At 63.1% G+C, this 20,309-nt stretch carries 21 protein-coding genes, 1 pseudogene and 1 riboswitch; of the genes and pseudogenes, 17 read left to right on the top strand and 5 right to left on the bottom strand.

Annotated elements, in window-relative coordinates; all coding sequences use genetic code 11:
* Window positions 1-5: 5 nt before the first annotated feature.
* On the bottom strand, window positions 6-1,118 hold the full coding sequence (locus tag LB543_RS11930; protein WP_224614247.1) for a glycoside hydrolase family 25 protein: 1,113 nt from the start codon (window positions 1,116-1,118) through the stop codon (window positions 6-8).
* 240 nt (window positions 1,119-1,358) lie between these two features.
* On the opposite strand from LB543_RS11930, the gene LB543_RS11935 reads away from it, so the two are divergent.
* The 3 genes from LB543_RS11935 (at window position 1,359) to LB543_RS11945 (ending at window position 4,512) form a co-directional block, all read left to right on the top strand.
* The gene (locus tag LB543_RS11935; RefSeq protein WP_224614227.1) at window positions 1,359-1,808 is read left to right on the top strand and encodes a hypothetical protein; all 450 of its coding nucleotides are present in this window, start codon (window positions 1,359-1,361) and stop codon (window positions 1,806-1,808) included.
* A 162-nt stretch (window positions 1,809-1,970) separates the two neighbouring features.
* On the top strand, window positions 1,971-3,740 hold the full coding sequence (locus LB543_RS11940; RefSeq protein ID WP_224614228.1) for an acyl-CoA dehydrogenase: 1,770 nt from the start codon (window positions 1,971-1,973) through the stop codon (window positions 3,738-3,740).
* Between the two features lie 19 nt (window positions 3,741-3,759).
* Entirely contained in the window at window positions 3,760-4,512 is a 753-nt protein-coding gene (locus LB543_RS11945) for a crotonase/enoyl-CoA hydratase family protein (RefSeq protein WP_224614229.1), read from the top strand.
* A gap of 9 nt (window positions 4,513-4,521) precedes the next feature.
* Here the strand turns inward: LB543_RS11945 and pdxH are convergent, their stop codons facing one another.
* On the bottom strand, window positions 4,522-5,139 hold the full coding sequence (gene pdxH / locus LB543_RS11950) for a pyridoxamine 5'-phosphate oxidase (RefSeq protein ID WP_140760027.1): 618 nt from the start codon (window positions 5,137-5,139) through the stop codon (window positions 4,522-4,524).
* A gap of 40 nt (window positions 5,140-5,179) precedes the next feature.
* On the opposite strand from pdxH, the gene LB543_RS11955 reads away from it, so the two are divergent.
* From LB543_RS11955 to LB543_RS11970, 4 genes are all read left to right on the top strand, one after another.
* Window positions 5,180-5,641 carry an RT0821/Lpp0805 family surface protein gene (locus LB543_RS11955; protein WP_224614230.1) on the top strand — a complete coding sequence of 154 codons (462 nt, stop codon included), beginning with the start codon at window positions 5,180-5,182 and terminating at the stop codon, window positions 5,639-5,641.
* A 99-nt stretch (window positions 5,642-5,740) separates the two neighbouring features.
* Window positions 5,741-6,673 (top strand): DnaJ C-terminal domain-containing protein, encoded by a 933-nt coding sequence (locus tag LB543_RS11960; RefSeq protein WP_224614248.1) that lies wholly within the window; start codon window positions 5,741-5,743, stop codon window positions 6,671-6,673.
* Window positions 6,674-6,778: 105 nt separating this feature from the next.
* Window positions 6,779-7,597, top strand: a complete 819-nt coding sequence (gene fabI, locus LB543_RS11965) for an enoyl-ACP reductase FabI (protein WP_208696334.1) — start codon at window positions 6,779-6,781, stop codon at window positions 7,595-7,597.
* Window positions 7,598-7,649: 52 nt separating this feature from the next.
* On the top strand, window positions 7,650-8,237 hold the full coding sequence (locus LB543_RS11970) for a histidine phosphatase family protein (protein WP_224614231.1): 588 nt from the start codon (window positions 7,650-7,652) through the stop codon (window positions 8,235-8,237).
* Window positions 8,238-8,279: 42 nt separating this feature from the next.
* Here LB543_RS11970 and LB543_RS11975 read toward each other — a convergent pair whose 3' ends face one another.
* Window positions 8,280-8,543 carry a DUF1344 domain-containing protein gene (locus LB543_RS11975; RefSeq protein ID WP_023783490.1) on the bottom strand — a complete coding sequence of 88 codons (264 nt, stop codon included), beginning with the start codon at window positions 8,541-8,543 and terminating at the stop codon, window positions 8,280-8,282.
* A 183-nt stretch (window positions 8,544-8,726) separates the two neighbouring features.
* On the opposite strand from LB543_RS11975, the gene aroC reads away from it, so the two are divergent.
* Both aroC and ribB read left to right on the top strand, forming a co-directional pair.
* A complete protein-coding gene (gene aroC, locus LB543_RS11980; protein WP_224614232.1) occupies window positions 8,727-9,842 on the top strand; it encodes a chorismate synthase in 1,116 nt (371 codons plus the stop codon).
* A gap of 91 nt (window positions 9,843-9,933) precedes the next feature.
* Window positions 9,934-11,034: a 3,4-dihydroxy-2-butanone-4-phosphate synthase gene (ribB, locus tag LB543_RS11985; RefSeq protein ID WP_224614233.1), complete on the top strand. Its 1,101-nt coding sequence runs from the start codon at window positions 9,934-9,936 to the stop codon at window positions 11,032-11,034.
* 19 nt (window positions 11,035-11,053) lie between these two features.
* Here ribB and LB543_RS11990 read toward each other — a convergent pair whose 3' ends face one another.
* Window positions 11,054-12,274 carry an MFS transporter gene (locus LB543_RS11990; RefSeq protein WP_224614234.1) on the bottom strand — a complete coding sequence of 407 codons (1,221 nt, stop codon included), beginning with the start codon at window positions 12,272-12,274 and terminating at the stop codon, window positions 11,054-11,056.
* 119 nt (window positions 12,275-12,393) lie between these two features.
* Between LB543_RS11990 and LB543_RS11995 the strand changes: the two genes are divergently transcribed.
* Entirely contained in the window at window positions 12,394-13,002 is a 609-nt protein-coding gene (locus LB543_RS11995; protein WP_224598310.1) for a TetR/AcrR family transcriptional regulator, read from the top strand.
* A gap of 90 nt (window positions 13,003-13,092) precedes the next feature.
* Complete coding sequence (locus tag LB543_RS12000; RefSeq protein WP_224614235.1) at window positions 13,093-14,076, top strand: hypothetical protein; 984 nt, start codon at window positions 13,093-13,095, stop codon at window positions 14,074-14,076.
* 167 nt (window positions 14,077-14,243) lie between these two features.
* Here the strand turns inward: LB543_RS12000 and bluB are convergent.
* Window positions 14,244-14,822: pseudogene (bluB, locus tag LB543_RS12005) on the bottom strand (5,6-dimethylbenzimidazole synthase); the annotation flags it as partial.
* A 99-nt stretch (window positions 14,823-14,921) separates the two neighbouring features.
* Window positions 14,922-15,101: riboswitch (cobalamin riboswitch) on the bottom strand.
* Window positions 15,102-15,223: 122 nt separating this feature from the next.
* Between bluB and LB543_RS12010 the strand changes: the two are divergent.
* The 6 genes from LB543_RS12010 (at window position 15,224) to LB543_RS12035 (ending at window position 20,174) form a co-directional block, all read left to right on the top strand.
* On the top strand, window positions 15,224-16,150 hold the full coding sequence (locus LB543_RS12010) for a histone deacetylase family protein (protein ID WP_224614236.1): 927 nt from the start codon (window positions 15,224-15,226) through the stop codon (window positions 16,148-16,150).
* 3 nt (window positions 16,151-16,153) lie between these two features.
* The gene (locus LB543_RS12015) at window positions 16,154-16,405 is read left to right on the top strand and encodes an exodeoxyribonuclease VII small subunit (protein ID WP_140760076.1); all 252 of its coding nucleotides are present in this window, start codon (window positions 16,154-16,156) and stop codon (window positions 16,403-16,405) included.
* A 92-nt stretch (window positions 16,406-16,497) separates the two neighbouring features.
* Window positions 16,498-16,764, top strand: a complete 267-nt coding sequence (locus tag LB543_RS12020) for a DUF2277 domain-containing protein (protein WP_140760044.1) — start codon at window positions 16,498-16,500, stop codon at window positions 16,762-16,764.
* A 40-nt stretch (window positions 16,765-16,804) separates the two neighbouring features.
* Window positions 16,805-17,725 (top strand): pirin family protein, encoded by a 921-nt coding sequence (locus LB543_RS12025; RefSeq protein WP_224598303.1) that lies wholly within the window; start codon window positions 16,805-16,807, stop codon window positions 17,723-17,725.
* A gap of 70 nt (window positions 17,726-17,795) precedes the next feature.
* On the top strand, window positions 17,796-19,733 hold the full coding sequence (gene dxs / locus LB543_RS12030) for a 1-deoxy-D-xylulose-5-phosphate synthase (RefSeq protein ID WP_224614237.1): 1,938 nt from the start codon (window positions 17,796-17,798) through the stop codon (window positions 19,731-19,733).
* 147 nt (window positions 19,734-19,880) lie between these two features.
* A complete protein-coding gene (locus tag LB543_RS12035) occupies window positions 19,881-20,174 on the top strand; it encodes a hypothetical protein (protein WP_224614238.1) in 294 nt (97 codons plus the stop codon).
* The last annotated feature ends 135 nt before the right edge of the window (window positions 20,175-20,309 follow it).

The raw sequence follows: 20,309 nt of genomic DNA on the forward strand, positions 1-20,309 counted from the left end.
GGCAGTTACCGGTGGCTGCGATCGAGTTCGGTCGAGGCCGTACTCAGCGGGTCGGCGGCCGCGGCGAAGGCGGCGTCGAGTTGCGCGGGCGAGCGCTGCCCGGCCCGCTTCCAGGCGACATATTGGACAATGCCGAAGCCCGGCCGTCGCGGCACCGTCTTCACGACAGGCATACGGAACCCATCGCGAAATTTCGACCAACGCGAACCGAGCACTGCGGCCATTTCCTCGAATGTCGGCGGCGTCGCCACATCTGCATAGATGATGGTCGCCTTGCCGGCCAGTGCGGCTTCCCGCGAGAGCGGCACCGGCACGCTGGCAAGATAGTCGGACGGCACGTCGATCAGCCCGCCAAAGGGCCATTGCTGGCGAAGTGTGGTGCCATCCGTGGGTGCTACGTTGACGTCGATATTGTTGGGCGTTCCGGCAACCCGGTAGGGGCAACGGAAGCGCCCGCAATTGGCCTGCGCCGAGAACTGCCAGAGCGCGTAGCCCTGCCAGTTGCCCATCGGAAAATGCACGTCGATGTCAGGCTTGTAGCGCGCGTACCAAAGCGGCAGCCGCGACAGGAGCCGGTATTTGTAGCGGTTGTCGGCGATGTACTGGGCGGTCTTGCCGTTGGTGTAGAGCACAGGGAAACGGCCGACGCGCCGATGCACCTGACGCGCGAACTCCTCGGCGTCGTCGAGCGACATCCATTGCGAAGGATCGACGCCTTCGATGTCGAGGGCCATGAGATCGTCAGGCGCGGGGTCGGCGAGATCGAGGAAATTGTTGGCCTGCTCGACCGGATTGCCAGGACGGGCGAGGTGATAGGCGCCCCATTTCATGCCAAGCGCCTTGGCCACGACCCTGCGTGTCTGGAACAGCTCGCGCGTCACCGCATGGCGCTTCCACAGCGCCTTGCAAAGCTTTACATCGGTGTCGCTTCCGAAACAGAAATAGGGCGGTGGCATGCCGTCGGACGCCTTGTTGATGAAGGCGACGACGCGCTTGTCCGTGGCAAGTTGCGCCCAGTCGATGGAATTGTACTCGTAGGCGTCGACGACGAGCGCGCGGTCGGCGTTCTTCCACGGCTCGGAGAAATCCGAGGCCTTTGCCGCCGTCGACAGCGCCATTGTCGCCGCAAGAGCGAGAAGCGCTGTGCGGCGAAGGAAACACGCCGTCTTTTTCAATCAGGGAATCCCCGTTGATCAAAGGCGAATGCTGGACCGCTATGGTTAAGGAAATGCTTCTCGGGAGGTTGGTGTCCGGCTGGAGGGTTTGAAGCGCGGCTATTCTCGGCCAATGGTGGTTTGGCAATTTACCAACTAGTATGAGCAGCATAGTCGAATTGATGCATGGAGGAGGTAGCACCATTGAGCAATGACAAGCAAATAACAGGTAATATTGGCGTTTTTCACGCGGCCCGTGAATTGTCGAGGTCCGGTTGGAACGTCATGCTTACGGTGCGCAACGCCAAAGGAGCTGACTTGTTTGCTATCTCGGCAGACGAGAGCATCATGCATCCGATTCAGGTCAAGGCTCACGCAAAAAAACCACAGGATACACATTTGGGCCTTGAGCCGGAGAGCTATATTACACCGTGGTGGGTCTTTATTGCGTTTGCGCTTAGCTCAGAACCGGTGTGCTACGTGATCTCGTTAGCAGAGATTCGCGATCGCATGGGACGCGATCCGGGTACCCGATCAGGGAAACCTGAACACCAGCGGCTCTTCTGGCTGCACCGTCGCTACTATACCCCCGGATCAGATTACGAGATGGTCGAGGCGCGCAATGCTTGGCATCGTCTCGGACAGCCTCGGTAAGTTTGAATCCTTGCCGGCCAATGCAGTCGCAATGCAAAATCCGCGTGACAAAATTTGACGTTTACGTAAAAAGAAGACGGGAGACCGCCCAAAGGCGGATGGTTTTGCGGCGGCACTGGCTCTAGGGTCGGCGAGGCCGGTGCATCAGGAGGATCGAGCGGCATGTATCGGGCACCGGTCGAGGATATCGCGTTCACCCTGAAGCACGTGGCCGGCATGAAATCGGCCCTCGATGCCGGTGCGTTCGGCGATCTCGGCGAGGATCTGGTCGATGCCGTCCTTGGCGAGGCAGGCCGTTTCGCCACCGAGGAGGTGGCCCCCCTTTACAAGATCGGCGACGAACAAGGTGCCGTGTTGAAGGACGCGGTCGTCACCACGCCGCCGGGCTGGAAGGAACTCTATCGCCGCTGGATCGATGGCGGTTGGAACGCGCTTTCCGGGCCTGAGGAATATGGCGGCCAGGCATTGCCGACCGTGCTCGGCGTCGCCGCGCTCGAAATGTGGAATTCGGCCGCCATGGCCTTCGGCATCGGCCCAACGCTGACCATGGGCGCGGTCGAAGCGCTCGACAAGCACGCCTCTGAAGACCTTAAGGCCAAATATCTCGCCAAGCTCGTCTCCGGCGAATGGATGGGCACGATGAACCTGACCGAACCGCAGGCGGGCTCCGACCTCGCCGCCCTGCGCGCCCGCGCCGAGCCGGCCGGCGACGGCACCTACCGCATCTTCGGCCAGAAGATTTTCATCACCTATGGCGAGCACGATTTCACCGACAACATCATCCACCTGGTATTGGCGCGGCTGCCCGATGCGCCCGCCGGAACGCGCGGTATTTCGCTGTTCCTGGTGCCGAAATTCCTGGTAGGCGACGATGGCAAGCTGGGCGCGCGCAACGACGTCTTCTGTTCCGGGCTCGAGCACAAGCTCGGTATCCATGCCTCGCCGACCTGCACCATGATCTATGGCGATGGTTTCCAGGGTGCCAAGCCGGGCGCAATGGGCTGGCTGATCGGCGAAGAGAACAAGGGCCTCGCCTGCATGTTTACCATGATGAACAATGCGCGGCTTTGCGTCGGCATGCAGGGCGTCGCTGTCGCGGAAGCCGCCACCCAGAAAGCGATCGCCTACGCCAATGACCGCCGTCAGGGCAAGGCGGAAAGCTTTGGTGGCGCCGGCATGGCGCCTATCGTCCACCACCCGGACGTGCAGCGCAACCTTCTGACGATGAAGGCGCTGACACAGATCGCCCGCGCCATCAGCTATTCCTGTGCACACGCCATCGATCTCGCGCGCGTGTCGTCCGGTGACGAGGCGGCGCATTGGCGCGACCGTGCCAATCTCTTGACGCCGCTGGCCAAGGCCTTTTCCACCGATATCGGCGTCGAGGTCGCTTCGCTCGGCGTCCAGGTGCATGGCGGCATGGGCTTCATCGAGGAAACGGGTGCGGCCGCGCTCTACCGCGACGCCCGCATCGCGCCGATCTATGAGGGCACCAACGGCATCCAGGCGATCGATCTGGTGATGCGCAAGCTGCCGCTCGGTGGCGGCGAGCATGTGCATGGTTTCATCGACGAACTCGTCGCGGTAGCAAACGCGGTGCGCACTTCAAACCTGGAGGGCTTCGGCCGCACCGCCGATGCCATCGACACAGCACTTGACGATTTGACACAGGCGACGCGCTTCCTGCAAAAGATGCCCGCCAACGGCCGGACGGAAGAGGCGCTGGCGGGTGCGACGCCTTATCTCAGGCTGATCTCGCTCGCCGCCGGCGGAGCCTATCTGGCGCGGGCTGCTCTTGCCGACCAGGGCCGCATCGCGCTTTGCCGCTTCTTCGCCGAAAACCTGCTTGGCGAAGTCAGGGCTTTGAAGGAGCGCGTCATCGACGGCGCCGAAAGCCTGGCTGCTGCCGGCAAGGCACTGATTTCCGCCTGACCTTCACAAGGAAAAGACCGTGACAGACCACATCCTCGTCGAGCGCCAGGGCGCCATCCAGATCATCCGCATGAACCGCCCGGACAAGAAGAATGCGCTGACGCGCGCCATGTATGCCAAGATGTCGGCGGCCCTTGCCGAAGGCGACGCCGATCCGGCGATCCGCGTCCATGTCTTTCTCGGCGTGCCCGGCGCCTTCTCATCCGGCAACGACCTTGCCGATTTCATGATCGTGGCCACCGGCGGCGATGGCGGCACGGAGGTCTGGGATTTCCTGCTGGCGTTGGCCCGTGTCGAAAAGCCCATCGTCTCTGGCGTCGACGGCATCGCGGTCGGCATCGGAACCACGATCAACCTGCATTGCGACCTGACCTTCGCCACGCCACGCACGGTGTTCCGCACGCCCTTCGTCGATCTCGGCCTCGTGCCGGAGGCTGGATCGAGCCTTTTGGCGCCGCGCATCCTGGGTCAGCAGGCTGCGTTTGCGCTGCTTGCTCTCGGCGAAGGCTTCTCGGCCGAGCGCGCGAAGGCCGCCGGGCTGATCTACGAGGTGGTCGAGGAGGGCGCTCTGGAGGCCTCGGTGCTGTCGGCAGCCGGCCAGATCGCGGCCAAGCCGCCGCAGGCGCTCAAGATCGCGCGCGACCTGATGCGTGGCTCACGCGACGATCTGGTTGCCCGCATCGGGATAGAAAGCGAACATTTCCGCGAGCGCTTGAAGTCGGACGAGGCGCGCGCCGCGCTCACCGCCTTCATGACCAGGAAAAAGGGCTGAGGTTCCTTTTCAGGGATAAAGCCGCGTCTTATCCCAGCCGCCTTTTGCATCGCGGGAAAAGACCACCCGGTCATGCAGCCGGAACGGCCTGTCGTGCCAGAACTCGATCGTCTTCGGTACGATGCGGAAGCCCGACCAATGTTTGGGTCGCGGGATCTCGCCGATGGCATAACGGGCCGTGTATTCGGCGACGGCCTTTTCCAGCGCGAAACGGCTTTCCAACGGTCGCGATTGCTTCGACGCCCAGGCACCGATGCGGCTGCCGCGTGGCCGCGTCGCGTAATAGCTGTCGGCTTCGGCGTCGCTGACGATTTCCACCGGACCGCGGACGCGGACCTGGCGGCGCAGCGATTTCCAGTGGAAACACATCGCCGCCTTCATGCTGCCTAGAATCTCCTGGCCCTTGGCGCTCTCGAAATTCGTGTAGAACACAAAGCCGCTTTCATCGAACCCCTTGAGCAGCACCATCCGCACGTCCGGCATGCCCTCGGCATCGACGGTCGCCAGCGCCACGCCGTTGGCATCGTTGATTTCGCTCTTGGTGGCGTCGTCCAGCCATGCGGCGAAGAGGCGAAACGGCTCGGCCGCATCAGTAAAGTCACTGGTTGTTAACGCTGCATCACTCATAGTTTTTCTCAAATTGTCACGAGATCAGGGAGGTTGCCGATTGTCGCGTATCGCGCAAGCTTTTGACAGCAGGCAATGGGGCGTTATCGCTTCGGCCAGCGCGAAAGCGGCGATCCTGGCAATCGTCCTGCCGCTTGCCGGCTGCGGTGCTGGGGGTTTCAGCCTGGACAAGGCCGAAGTCGATCGTTCGATCCTGACCAGCAGCACATCGGCTTCGGTCAGGCCGGCCGATTCGGATCGCGACTCCGACCAGACGACGATCGGCAATGCGGTGTCGTCCGTCGACATCGAGCAGCTCGGGGGCCAGGCCGTGCCCTGGGCGAACACCGGCACCGGCTCGCGCGGCTCCATCACGGAACTGGCGGAATTGAAGGACAGCGGCCAGACCTGCCGCCGCTTCAAGGCTTCGCGCGAAAGCTTTGACGGCGTTGCCATGTTCGAGGGCGAACTCTGTCTTGCCAGTGCCGGCGGCTGGCGTATGCAGGGCTTCAAGGCACTCTGATTTTCCGCCCTCGATATGACGCCCCGCTACTGGAATTTCTTCCTATGCGAGCGCATATAGGGGGCAAGTATGGACTCACTCCTTTCCAGGGCAGGAAGCATGCGCGACCCCTATGAGGTGCTGGGCGTTGCAAAGAACGCATCGGCCAAGGACATAAAATCGGCGTACCGGAAACTCGCCAAGAAGCATCATCCGGACCAGAATCCGAATGATCCCAAGGCGAAGGACCGTTTTGCCGCGGCCAATCAGGCCTACGAGGTCATCGGCGACGAGAAGAACCGCGCCGCTTTCGATCGTGGCGAGATCGACGCCGACGGCAAGCCGCGTTTCCAGGGCTTTGAGGGTGCGGCCGGTGGTGGCGACCCCTTTGCCGGGTTTCGCCGCCAGCAACAGGGTGCCGGCGGCTCGCGATTCGAGTTCCGCTCGGGCCGCCCCGGTGGCGATCCGTTCGACGGCAACAGCGACATCTTCAGCCAGATTTTCGGCGATGCCTTTTCCGGCGCGCGCGGGCCAGGCACAGGCGACCGCCGCCAGCCGGCAACATCAGCCGACCTGAACGTCACGCTCGACATCACCATCGAGGAAGCCGCGAACGCCGAAAAGGTGACGGCGATGTTCCCGGATGGCCGCAAGGTGGCGGTCAAGTTGCCGGCCTATGTCGAGGATGGCCAGACCATCCGGTTGAAAGGCCAGGGTGAGCAGGGGCCGGGCCAGCCCGGCGACGCGTTGGTCAAGATCCACATCCGCCGCCATCCGCGCTACCGCATCGAAGGTCGCGACCTGCACGCCGATCTGCCGGTTTCGCTAGCCGATGCGGCGCTGGGCGCCAAGGTGCCGGTCGAGACGCCGACCGGCAGGCTCGCGGTCAACGTGCCTGCCTGGTCGAGCTCGGACAAGGTCCTGCGGCTCAAGGGCAGGGGCTTGCCGGAGAAGGCCGGCGGCCATGGCGATCTCTATGCCCATGTGCGCATCATGCTGCCGGAAGGCGGCGACAGTGCGCTGGAATCGCTGTTGCGCGGCCAAAAAGGCTGATCGAGAGCTTTTGTCCCCCGAACTGTCCGGTTTGAACGCTTGAAGGGGCTGTGTGCCTGTGCGATAGGCACTCCACAAAGCAGATATCTTGCGGAGAACACGCATATGGCGGGTGGACAGGGCCTGATGGCCGGCAAGCGCGGCCTTATTCTTGGCGTCGCCAATAACAGGTCGATCGCCTATGGCATTGCCAAGGCCTGCGTCGATCACGGCGCCGAGATCGCGCTGACCTATCAGGGCGAAGCCTTCAAGAAACGGGTCGAGCCACTGGCGGCGGAGCTGGGCGCCTTTGTCGCCGGCCATTGCGACGTCACCGATCCTGCGAGCCTGGACGAGGTTTTCGCCAGTGTCGCCAAGCATTGGGGCAAGCTCGACTTCCTCGTCCACGCCATCGCTTTTTCCGACAAGGACGAGTTGACCGGCCGCTATGTCGAGACGACGCGCGACAATTTCCTGCGCACCATGGACATTTCGGTCTATTCCTTCACCACCATCGCCAAGCGCGCCGAAGCGCTGATGACCGAGGGCGGGTCGCTGCTGACGCTGACCTATTACGGCGCCGAGAAAGTGATGCCGCACTATAACGTCATGGGCGTCGCCAAGGCGGCACTCGAGGCCAGCGTGCGTTACCTCGCGGTTGATCTTGGCGCCAAGAAGATCCGCGTCAACGCGATTTCCGCTGGCCCGATCAAGACGCTTGCCGCCTCCGGCATCGGCGATTTCCGCTACATCCTGAAGTGGAACGAATACAATTCGCCGCTGAAACAGACGGTCACGCAGGAAGAAGTCGGCGATTCCGGCGTCTATTTCCTGTCCGACCTGTCGCGTGGCGTCACCGGCGAGGTGCACCATGTCGATTCCGGCTATCACGTCGTCGGCATGAAGGCGGTCGACGCGCCGGATATTTCGACGGTCAAGGATTAGGTCTCTCCGCCTAGCCTCCGTCCAGGCCCTGGCCCGATCTCCGGAAGAGCTGATGTACCCGCTGGTTTATATCGTGCGCCACGGCCAAACCGCGTGGAACGCCGAGTTCCGGCTTCAGGGCCAGGCCGACACCGATCTCAATGCTCTCGGCCGCGAGCAGGCGACCGGAAACGGCCATCGGCTGGCCGAACTCGTCGGCGATCCCGAGAATTTCGATTTCGTCGCCAGCCCGATGAGACGCACGCGCGAAACGATGGAACGCATCCGCACCGCCATGAAGCTCGATCCGCTCGCCTATCGAACCGATGTCAGGCTCATTGAAGTCAATTTCGGTGATTGGCAGGGTTTTACCTTTGCCGAGCTCGAGACGCGGTCTCCCGGGGCAAGCAGGACGCGTGCTCGCGATAAATGGAATTTTCAGCCGCCGGGCGAAGGTGCCGAGAGCTACCAGATGCTGCTCGAACGGGTAAAGCCTTGCTTCGACGAGATCGACCGCAGGACGATCTGCGTGACTCACGGCGGCGTCATGCGCACCCTCTTTCGCTTCGTGCTTGATATGCCCGAGGACGAGGCCGCGAACCTGGAGATACCGCACGATCGCGTGCTCAAACTTGAAGGCAACAGCCTGGAGTGGCTTTAGGGCCCCTGGTGACGGCCAATTCCTAATGCAACGCGACGCGCTTTAGTTCGTGTCGCTGTCTCCCGGCAACTGCATGTCGGTGACGACGTTTTCGCCATCGGTCACATCGTAAGCGATGACGATGTCCATGCCCGGCTTCAGCGCGTCGAGATCGGTCTCGGCGTTCAGCTTGTAGGATTTGCCGTCGTCCAGCGTCAGCGTCAGCGCATCCTTGTCGACCTTCTTGATCAGGCCCTCGGTCTGGCCGGCAAAGGCGGCAGTGGAAAGCAGCAGCGTGGCGGCAACAGCGCCAATCAGGGTACGCATCATCGTCCTCTTTGGTCATTGCGCCGGCCTGGGTGGCGGCGGATCCTCAACGGCGAATGGAGCAGAGCAGAAACCAACCGAATGTGTCAAAACTAAATCCGCCAGATCACAGTTTGACCACTGTGGAAAACGCCAATAGAAGGCTGGCTTCAACCGGTTTCGATGCCGGGCAGGGCACTTTCCATGTCTCACAACACGTTCGGTCATCTTTTCCGCGTCACCACCTGGGGCGAGAGCCATGGCGCGGCGCTCGGCTGCGTGGTCGATGGCTGTCCGCCGGGTATCCGTTTCACGCGCGATGAAATCCAGGCCGAACTCGACAAGCGCCGCCCGGGCCAGTCGCGCTTCGTCACCCAGCGCCGCGAGCCCGACGAGGTGAAGATCCTCTCAGGCTTCGTCCTCGACAAGGACGGCGCGACGATGATCACCACCGGCACGCCGGTGTCGATGCTGATCGAGAATGTCGATCAGCGCTCGAAAGACTATGGCGAGATCGCCCGCCAGTTCCGGCCGGGCCATGCCGACTACACCTATGACGTCAAATACGGCATACGCGACTATCGCGGCGGCGGCCGCTCTTCGGCGCGCGAGACGGCGGCCAGGGTCGCCGCCGGCGCGCTCGCCCGCAAGGTGGTGCCGGGCATGGTGGTGCGCGGCGCGCTCGTGTCTATGGGCGAAAAGTCGATCGACCGAGCCAACTGGAATTGGAATTTCATCGGCGATGCCGAGAACCCGTTCTTCACCCCGGATCCGGCTTCCGTTCCCGTCTTCATGCAGTATCTCGACGGCATCCGCAAGGCCGGCTCCTCGGTCGGCGCGGTGATCGAGATCGTCGCCGATGGCGTTCCTCCCGGCCTCGGCGCGCCGATCTATGCCAAGCTCGACCAGGACATTGCCTCCGGCCTGATGTCGATCAACGCCGTCAAGGGCGTCGAGATCGGCAACGGTTTCGAGGCCGCCCGCATTTCCGGCGAACAGAATGCCGACGAAATGCGCATGGGCAATGACGGCAAGCCGGTCTTCCTGTCCAACAATGCCGGCGGCATCCTCGGCGGCATCTCCACCGGCCAGGCGATCGTCGCGCGCTTTGCCGTCAAGCCGACCTCTTCGATCCTGACGCCGCGCAAATCGATCGACAAGGACGGCAACGATGTGGAGGTGATGACCAAGGGTCGCCACGACCCTTGCGTGGGAATCCGCGCCGTGCCGATCGGCGAGGCCATGGTTGCCTGCGCCATTGCCGACCACTATCTGCGGCATCGAGGACAGACAGGAAAGGGAATAGGCAGTAGGGATTAGGCAGGAGGCCAGTCTGCCCGCCCGAAAGAGCCAAAATTTCCTTTTCCCTGCTGCCTATTGCCTATTCCCTGCGAGCGAAGCGAGCATTTCCATGCCTTACGACCAGAAGAAGATCGTCGAAGCAATCCGGGCTTTCGAACGCGGCGAGATCGTCGTCGTCATGGACGATGACGGGCGTGAGAACGAGGGCGACCTGATCGTCGCCGCCGTTCACTGTACGCCGGAGAAGATGGCCTTCATCGTGCGCAACACGTCGGGCATCGTCTGTACACCAATGCCGCGCGAGGAAGCCAAGCGGCTGAACCTCGCGCCGATGGTCGCCGACAATGATTCGGCCCACACCACCGCCTTCACCGTCAGCGTCGACTTCAAGCATGGCACGACGACAGGCATTTCGGCCGACGACCGCACCCTGACCGTGCGCAATCTTGCCAACGGCAATGTCGGCGCCTCCGATTTCGTCCGCCCTGGCCACATCTTCCCACTGATCGCGCGCGAGGGCGGCGTCTTGATGCGCTCGGGCCATACCGAGGCGGCCGTCGACCTCTGCAAGCTCGCCGGCCTGCCGCCGATCGGTGTCATTTCCGAACTGGTCAATGATGACGGCACCGTCAAGCGCGGCCCACAAGTCGCGGCCTTCGCCGAGGAGCACGGTCTCAAGCAGGTTTCGGTCGCCGACCTAATCGCCTACCGGCAGCGCAAGGAAACGCTGGTCGAGCGCGTCGCCTGCTCCGACATCGAAACGCTGGGTGGTAGGGCGCAGGTCTTCACTTACACGCTGCCCTGGGACACGATGCATCACGTCGCCATCGTCTTCGGCGACATTCGCGACGGCGAGGAGGTGCCGGTGCGGCTGCATTCGGAGGATGTGGTGACCGACGTGTTCGGCACCAGCCACCGGCTCGATGCCATCATGAAGGCGATGGGCGAGCGCAAGCGCGGCGTCATCGTCTATCTGCGCGAGGGCTCGGTCGGCGTCGCTCACCAGGAGCGCAACCGGCCGGCGCCGGGCGATCGCGAGGACCATGAAGAGGCGCGCCGGCGCGAGAGCGAATGGCGTGAGATCGGCCTTGGTGCGCAGATCCTGAAGGATCTCGGCATTTCCTCGATCAACCTGATCGCCTCGCGCGAGCGCCACTATGTCGGTCTCGAGGGTTTTGGCATTCATATCGCCAAGACCGAGATTATCTAAGCTCGACAAATCCTGGCTGTCATTCGGCCGGGATTGCCGCCTCGCATCCTTCCAGCTCGCATTCGTGGGTAGCGAGGCTGCGCTGGCCGAGCAGCACCGTGACCAGTGCGATAACGCCTGACGCCACCGAAACCCAGAACCCGCTCTGGGCGCCGAACGCGTCTACCACCGCACCGGCGGCGAAAGAGCCCAGCGCCATACCGATGCCGATGCCGGTCATCACCCAGGTGATGCCTTCGGTCAGCATCGTTTCAGGGACATGCCGTTCGATCAGGCCGAAGGCGGTGATGAAGGTCGGCGAGATCGCCACGCCGCTGATGAAGACAGTCAGCGCGAGCGCAGGCACGGTGCCGGCGGTAAGCGGCAGCAGCGTGCCGAGCGTGACCAAAGCGACCGCGATGGCGAGCTGGCGCTGCAGCGGTGCTTTCAGGTTGAGCGCGCCGATGATGATGCCGAGCACGAAGGACCCCAGCGCATAGACGCCGATGACGAGACTTGCGGCGCCCGGCTGGCCGAATTCCTTGGTGATCGCCACCGTGCTCACCTCCGTCGTCGCGAAAGTCGCGCCGATGAAGATCATGGCGAAGGTGATGATTTGAACCGGCCCCCGGCGGATTGCCGAGCCCGTTGAGCCATGGTCCACCGGTCGCACTTGCGGTTCGGTCGAACGCTGCAGGATGAAGGCTGTCGAGCCAAGGGCGAGGAACAGCGTGCTGACGAGCACGCCCGCTTCCGGGAACAGCGCGGCGCTGAGGCCCACCGACAGCGATGCGCCGGCGATGTAGACCAGTTCATCCGCCGCCGACTCGAAGGCGAAGGCGGTGTTCATCTCGGGCCGGCCCCGGAAAATCTCGGTCCAGCGCGCCCGCACCATGGCCGGCATGCTTGGCATTGCCGCGGCCAGCAGTGCCGACACGAACAGCGTCCATACCGGCCAATCCCGGTTGGCCGATGCGATCAGGGCCGCGAATGCGAGCACGGAGATGATGGTGGTGGGTACGACAACCCGCGTCTGGCCGAGGCGGTCGACCAACCTCGATATTTGCGGCGCCAGGAAAGCATTGGCCAAGGCGAATGTCGCGGAAACCGCACCCGCCAGCCAGTATTCGCCACGCGTCTGCGACAACATCGCCACGATGCCGATCGGCGCCATGGCGATCGGCAGGCGCGCCATGAAGCCGGCGGCGGCAAAGCCCTTGGCTCCGGGGGCGCGAAAGATTTCCGAATAGGGGTTTTGCATGATCCTGTTCCTCGACAAGGAGCGACTCGACGATTACATACGGGACGTATGAGTGTTAAATAGACCATACGTCGCGTATGTCAATTGGCATACGGGGCGTATGTAGATAAGGCCAGGACATGCATCGACCACGCAAGGAGATGATCGCGGAGACACGCGCCAAGCTGATCGCCGCGGCGCGCCAAGCCTTTGGCACCATCGGGTACGCCGAAGCGTCGATGGACGATTTCACCGCGTCGGCCGGACTGACGCGCGGCGCCCTCTATCATCACTTCGGCGACAAGAAGGGACTGCTTGAGGCGGTTATCGCGCAAATCGATGCTGAAATGGCGGCGCGGGTGAACGAGGTCGCGTCGAGGGCGCCGACCCGCTGGCAGCATTTCGTCGACGAATGCACCACCTATATCGAGATGGCGCTCGAGCCGGAAATCCAGCGCATCATGTTCCGGGACGGTCCGGCGGTGCTGGGCGATCCGGCACAGTGGTCAAATGCCAATGCCTGCGTCGGTTCAATGACCGATCATCTGACCGCGCTGCAAGAGGAGGGGGTGGTCGTGCCGGGCCTCGATCCGGAGACCGCGGCGCGGCTGATCAATGGGGCGAGCAGTCAGGCCGCGCAGCGGATCGCCAATTCGAACGATCCCGAAGCGACGTCGAGGAAGGTGGTGGCAGCCTTCAAGCAATTGCTTGAAGGCCTGCTCGAGAAGCCGGAAGCGCGGCCAAACTGAGCCACCGTGGCGCCTCCCGCCGCCGCCTGCAATTGACAATAGCCGGTTTGAGCGCATCCTCCACAGCCATCTCTGAGGGGAGATTCGGGCATGTGGGATTTCGATATCGGCAGGTCGGTGTCCATCATGATGCGGACCTGGCCCTTCATTGTCTTTCGCATGATCGTCTATTTCGGCATCACGCTGGCCTACATCATGGCCACCGGCACGGGCGCCTCCGTCGGCTATGGCGTCGGCCATATCTCCACCGATCCTGATGGACCGTTGTCCTTCGCCATGTGGGGTGGCGTGGTCGGTTTCGGCCTCGTCTCGATCGCCGTCTATTGGATCCGCGAATATATCCTTTACGTCGTCAAGGCGGGTCACATCGCCGTCATGGTTCATCTGATCGACGGCCATGACGTTCCCGACAGCCAGAACCAGATCGCCTACGCAAGAGAGATTGTGACCGAGCGTTTTGCCGAGGCGAACATCCTTTTCGTCGTCGACCAACTGGTCAAGGGCGCCATCCGCGCCATCACCGGCCTGCTCGGCGGCATCGCAGCCTTCCTGCCCATTCCGGGCCTGAGCGGCCTGGTCTCGTTCATCAACACGGTGATCCGCCTGTCGCTCACCTATGTCGACGAGATCATTCTCGGCTACAACATCCGCATCAATTCGTCCTCGCCGTTCGAGACGGCGCGGCAAGGCGTCGTGCTCTACGCCCAGAACGGCAAGACAATGGTCAGGAACGCGGTCTGGCTGGCGGTCATCATGTGGGGCGTCTCCTTTGTCATCTTCCTGCTGATGCTGGCGCCGGCAGCCACTATTCTTTACGTCATGCCCGGTCAGCTCGCCGGTTGGGCCTTCGTTCTGGCCATCGTCTTTGCCTGGGCTTTCAAGGCGGCCTTCATCGAGCCGTTCGCCATTGCCTGCCTGATGCAGGTCTATTTCAAGACCATCGAGGGCCAGGTCCCCGATGCCGCCTGGGACGCCCGGCTCGCCGAAGCCTCGTCAAAGTTCCGGGAACTCAAGGACAAGGCGCTCTCCACCTTCGACGGTTCGCGCTGGGGTACGGCCGGCGCGACGCGCTGATCGGCGGGGTTTGCCGGCGCAGCGGCTACGGTGTTGAGGCGGGCCACCGTGGATTTGAGCGACGCCTCACCCTGGCCGCAAAACGTCTCGCTCATGATCAGGTCGGGCAGCGGCAGCCGTCGGCCCCAGCCATGCGTTTCGAGGTCGGGTTTGGGCGCGAACTCGGAAACACGGCCAACGCAGAGATAGGCGATCGGCGTCACGTGCTCGGGGATAGATAGAAGGCTTTTCAGCGCTTGCGTCTCGATGATGCTGACCCAGCCGACGCCAACGCCCTCGGCGCGTGCCGCCAGCCAGAAATTCTGCACCGCGCAGACCGTGCTGTAGAGATCCATTTCCGGATTGTGCCAGCGTCCCAGCGGCGAGCCTTTCGAACGCTCGCGGTCGCAGGTGATGCAGATGTTGAGCGCGCTTTCGCAAATGCCTTCGAGCTTGAGCTTGCGGTAGAGCGCCCGCCGGTCTGCCTCGATTGCCGGCAGTTCCTGTTCGCGGGCGGCCAAGAACAGGTCGCGCACCTCCCCCCGTCGCGCGGCATCGCGAATGACGATGAAATTCCAGGGCTGCATGAAGCCGACCGACGGCGCGTGATGGGCGGCAAGCAGCAGCCGCGCCAGCACCTCGTCGTCGATCGTCTCCGATGTAAAATGGCTACGCACGTCGCGCCGCGTGAACATGGCGCGGTAAACCGCGTCGCGCGCAATCTGGTCGAATCCATCGCCCATTGCAGCGGTCATATCTTCCGGCATCGCTTGTCCCCTTGCGATTGCAGCAGTTCAAATTTTCAGAGCGTACTTTGTGCGTCCAAGAGAACGCACGTCGCTCTGACGTCATCCGCCTGACCATGCGGATGACGATGCCTGCCAGGCCGGTCTTCTGGCTCGGGATCAACCCACGTCCGGTGCCTTCCCGTCATCGACAGTGGCACTTACCGGCGCAGTCCCCCTCACAGCGTTGGGCACGCCACGGTATCAAACCGTGTTCCCGATTCTCCCGCTTTCGCGGGCACCAGGCAGTAGCGGCAGTCTTACGCCGAATGGCCGGCGACGCCAATGCCCGCAGCGACATGAATGGACGCAGGTTCGATTTTCCCCAGCGATCAGGCCGCAACGCATGGCCATCGCCGCGCCGGGGCACTAGATAGGGGGACATGGCCACTCGTCTCTACACGCACCCGATCTTTCTCGAACACATCACCCCGCCCGGTCACCCCGAGCGGCCCGACCGCCTGCGCGCCATCGAACGCGTGCTCGACGACGAAGCTTTCGCCGCGCTCGACCGCGTCGAGGCACCGCAAGGCGACGAGGCGACCATCCTTTACGCGCATCCCGCCGATTTCGTCGCGCGTGTCCGCGCCGCCATCCCCGACGAAGGCATTGCCCGCATCGATGCCGACACCACCGCCAGCCCGAAGAGCTGGCAGGCCGCGACCACGGCGATCGGCGCCGCCAACGCCGCCGTCGACGACGTCTTTGCGGGCCGCGCCGACAATGTCTTCGTCGCCGCCCGGCCGCCTGGGCACCATGCGGAAAAGACCACGGCCATGGGCTTCTGCTTCTTCAATACGGCGGCAATCGCTGCGCGCTATGCACAGAAGAAGCATGGCGCCGAGCGTGTCGCCGTCGTCGACTGGGACGTGCATCACGGCAACGGCACGCAGGATATTTTCTGGGACGATCCCTCGGTGCTCTATTGCTCGACACACCAGATGCCGCTCTATCCCGGCACCGGCGCGAAGAACGAGACCGGCGCTGGCAATATCGTCAACGCGCCGCTGGCGCCGCGGACCGGCAGCGAGGTGTTTCGCGATGCCTTCCTGTCGCGCGTGCTGCCGGCACTCGACAATTTCGCGCCCGACCTGATCATCATTTCGGCCGGCTTCGACGCGCACCATCGCGACCCGCTGGCGGAAATCAATCTGACCGAGGACGATTTCGACTGGGCGACCGGCCAGCTGATGCAGCGCGCCGCACGCCATGGCGGCAACCGGCTCGTCAGCCTGCTCGAGGGCGGCTACGATCTGCAGGGATTGGCATTTTCGGTCGCCGCCCATGTCGGGCGACTGATGAAAGGATGAATGATGACTGGTGAGATCAACGAAGACGTCAAGGCGATGAGCTTCGAACAGGCACTCGACGCTCTGGAGAAGATCGTCGATGATCTGGAGCGTGGCGACGTGCCGCTCGACCAGTCGATCCGGATCTACGAGCGCGGCGAGGCGCTGAAGATGCATTGCGACCGGTTGCTGAAGGCCGCTGAGGACAAGGTCGAGAAGATCAGGCTGTCGCGCGACGGCAAGCCGGTTGGAACCGAGCCGCTCGACGCGGACTAGGGAGCCGAGCAGCTTTACCGATTTTTGGACACGATCATGATCGAGGATACAGTTCGTCCCGATTGAAACGGACAAGAGGAGATACGGAAGCGATGTGCAGAAACATCAAGACCCTGTTCAATTTTGATCCGCCGGCAACCAATGACGAAGTCCGCGACGCGGCACTCCAGTTTGTCCGCAAGCTGAGCGGTACGACGCGGCCTTCCGCCAAGAACCAGCATGCATTTGATCACGCGGTCGACGCCATCGCGGCATCGGCACGCGAGCTTCTCGATTCGCTCGAAACCCACCAGCATCCGCGCAATCGCGAAGAGGTGGCGGCTAAACTAAGAGCAAAGGCGGCGATCCGGTTCGCCTGATATGCCCAAAGCGCCCACTGACCGCTGACCAGGAGAGTTCATGAGCTTCTTCCCGGGGAAAGACCCTGAGGCCGGCGATGCCTTCGCCAGCGACCAGATCGAGCTGATGGTCATCCCGAACGCCAAGGATATTGGCGGCTTCGAGGTGCGCCGCGCCTTGCCGACCGCCAAGCGGCGCCTGGTCGGGCCGTTCATCTTCTTCGATCGAATGGGTCCCGCCATCATGCGCGCCGGCCAGGCGCTCGACGTTCGTCCGCACCCGCATATCGGCCTGTCGACCGTAACCTATCTGTTCGACGGCAAGATCAGGCACCGCGATTCGCTCGGCACCGAAATGGTGATCGAGCCCGGCGACGTGAACCTGATGACCGCAGGCCGCGGCATCGTCCACTCCGAGCGCACGCCGCAGGAATTGCGCGGCGCGCCAATGTCGATCTCCGGCCTGCAGACGTGGCTGGCGCTGCCCGACGGCAAGGAAGAGGTGGCGCCGGTGTTCGAGAACACAGCTGCGCTGCGACTTCCAGAGATCGATGCCGAGGGCGTCAGCGGCCGTGTCGTCATCGGTGATTTCCAAGGATTGCGGTCCCCGGTGCGGGCGGATTCCGAAACGCTCTACGCTGATTTGCGGCTTGCGCCCGGTGCCAGCGTCAAGATCCCGGCCGATGCGGAAGAGCGCGCCATCTACACGCTGGAGGGCGAGGTCTCGATTTCAGGCGACGTCTTTCCGGCGGAACGGCTGCTGGTGTTCCGTCCCGGCGACGAGATCGTCATATCGTCGCCGACGGGTGCGCATTTCATGCTGTTCGGCGGTGCCTCGCTCGGTTCGAAGCGCTACATCTGGTGGAATTTCGTCTCTTCGTCCAAGGAGCGCATCGAGCAGGCCAAGCAGGAATGGAAGACCGGCCGCTTCGATATCGTCCCCGGCGATGAGCAAGAATTCATTCCGCTGCCGGAAGGCTGAGCGGTGAGGGACTGACTATCCGTGTTACCGACACGCATTTACTTTCGGCGGCCGGCGGCCTATCCCGCCGATGAAAAGAAAGTCTGGACCCAACGTGAACGCAACGCTGCATACGCCGCTTCTCGACAAGGTTCGCGTCCCGGCCGACCTGCGCACGCTGGCCGAGAGCGAATTGCCGCAGCTGGCATCCGAGCTTCGGGCCGAACTGGTCGACGCCGTTTCCCGCACCGGGGGCCATCTCGGTGCCGGCCTTGGCGTGGTCGAACTGACGGTGGCGCTGCATTATGTCTTCAACACACCCGATGACCGGCTGATCTGGGATGTCGGCCACCAGGCCTATCCGCACAAGATCCTGACCGGACGCCGGGACCGCATCCGCACCTTGCGCCAGGAAGGCGGCTTGTCGGGCTTCACCCGCCGGGCCGAGAGCGAATACGACCCGTTCGGCGCCGCCCACTCCTCGACATCGATATCGGCGGGTCTCGGCATGGCCGCCGCCCGCGACCTTTCGGGTGGTCGCAACAATGTCATTTCAGTCATCGGCGACGGCGCCATGTCGGCCGGCATGGCCTATGAGGCGATGAACAATGCCGGCGCGCTCGACGCCCGCCTCATCGTCATCCTCAACGACAACGACATGTCGATCGCGCCGCCGACCGGCGCGATGAGCGCCTATCTGGCGCGCCTGGCTTCCGGCAAGGCCTATATTGGCTTGCGCGACTTCGGCAAGAAACTGACCTCCTATCTCGGCAAGCGGGCCGATCGAGCCATCACCCGCGCGGTCGAGCACGCGCGCGGCTACGTCACCGGCGGCACTTTGTTCGAGGAACTCGGCTTCTATCACATTGGCCCCATCGACGGTCACAATCTGGAGCATCTGATTCCGGTCCTGAAAAATGTCCGCGACAACGGCAAGGGGCCGGTGCTGATCCATGTCGTCACCCAGAAGGGCAAGGGCTACGCGCCGGCGGAAGCGGCCGCCGACAAATACCACGGCGTCAACAAATTCGACGTCATCACCGGCGCGCAGACCAAGGCGCCGGCCAACGCGCCTGCCTACACCAAGGTGTTCGCCGAAAGCCTGATCCAGGAGGGCCGCGAGGACGATCGCATCGTCGCCGTCACCGCCGCCATGCCGAGCGGCACCGGCCTCGATCTGTTCGGCGAGGTGTTCCCGTCGAGGACCTTCGATGTCGGCATCGCCGAGCAGCATGCGGTGACCTTCGCCGCCGGTCTGGCGACCGAAGGCTACAAGCCGTTCGCGGCGATCTATTCGACTTTCCTGCAGCGCGCCTACGATCAGGTCGTACATGACGTCGCGATCCAGAAACTGCCGGTACGTTTCCCCATCGATCGCGCCGGCTTCGTCGGCGCCGACGGCGCCACCCACTGCGGCGCCTTCGACATCACTTTCCTGGCAAGCCTGCCGGGCTTTGTCGTGATGGCGGCGGCCGACGAAGCGGAACTGCGCCACATGGTGCGCACCGCCGCCAGCTATGACGATGGGCCGATCGCCTTCCGCTATCCGCGTGGCAACGGGGTCGGCGTCGACATGCCCGAGCGCGGCTCGGTTCTCGAGATCGGCAAAGGCCGCATCGTCCGGGAAGGCAGCAAGGTTGCCCTGCTGTCCTTCGGCACGAGGTTGCAGGATTGCCTTGCCGCCGCCGAGGAACTCGGCGCGGCCGGGCTTTCCACCACGGTCGCCGATGCCCGTTTCGCCAAGCCGCTCGACCAGGATCTGATCCGGCGGCTGGCCCGCTCGCACGAGGTCCTGGTGACGGTGGAGGAGGGCGCTATCGGCGGCTTCGCCAGCCATGTGCTGCAGTTCCTTGCCCATGAAGGATTGCTGGAGAACGGCCTGAAGGTACGCCCGCTGGTTCTGCCCGACGCCTTCACCGACCACGCCAAGCCGGAGAAGATGTATGCCGATGCCGGTCTCGACGCCGCCGGGATCGTGCGCACCGTTTTCACGGCCCTCGGCCAAACAGTCCGCGCCCAGCGCGCCTGAATCAAAACCTCAACAGCTTGAATCAGTTTGCCGGCTTGATGCCGTAACGCACTGTTAACGCAGCCGTTGGCGTTTCGCTTACCGTGTCCCTTGGTGGTTTTTCAACTGCGCCCTGCTAGATCACTGCCAGGCAGGGAGACAACAACAATGAAGACGCTTCTGTGCGGCGCGGCCCTTTTGGCCGTGATGGTCGTGCCGGCTGCCGCCGAAACGCGCTACGACCGCAATCTCGAAAAGGCGGTGGTCCGCATTGTCGCCGGCAAGATCGGCGATATCCGCGGCGGCTTTTCCTACAGGCAGGTGCCGCAGCTCGTGATGCTGCCGGACCCTTCACCTCAGCCCGCTGTTGCGACCGAGCATCCGCGTCAGCAAGCGTCAGAGGATGGGGCCGACGGTTTGTCTCCAGCCGTCGAGCGCCAAGTGTCCCGCACGATCTTCTAGAGAAATTCCAGGAAAAGTGCGTAGCGGTTTACCCGGGAAAAGCGCGCAGCGCTTTCCCTAGAGCGGGATGAGATTTATGGGAGTCGTGGGATTCCCAAATCACTGCGGTTCTGATTCAACCTTCATGCTGGAGCA

Origin of the sequence: Mesorhizobium sp. ESP7-2, assembly GCF_020164715.1 — a bacterium.
Classification (GTDB): domain Bacteria; phylum Pseudomonadota; class Alphaproteobacteria; order Rhizobiales; family Rhizobiaceae; genus Mesorhizobium.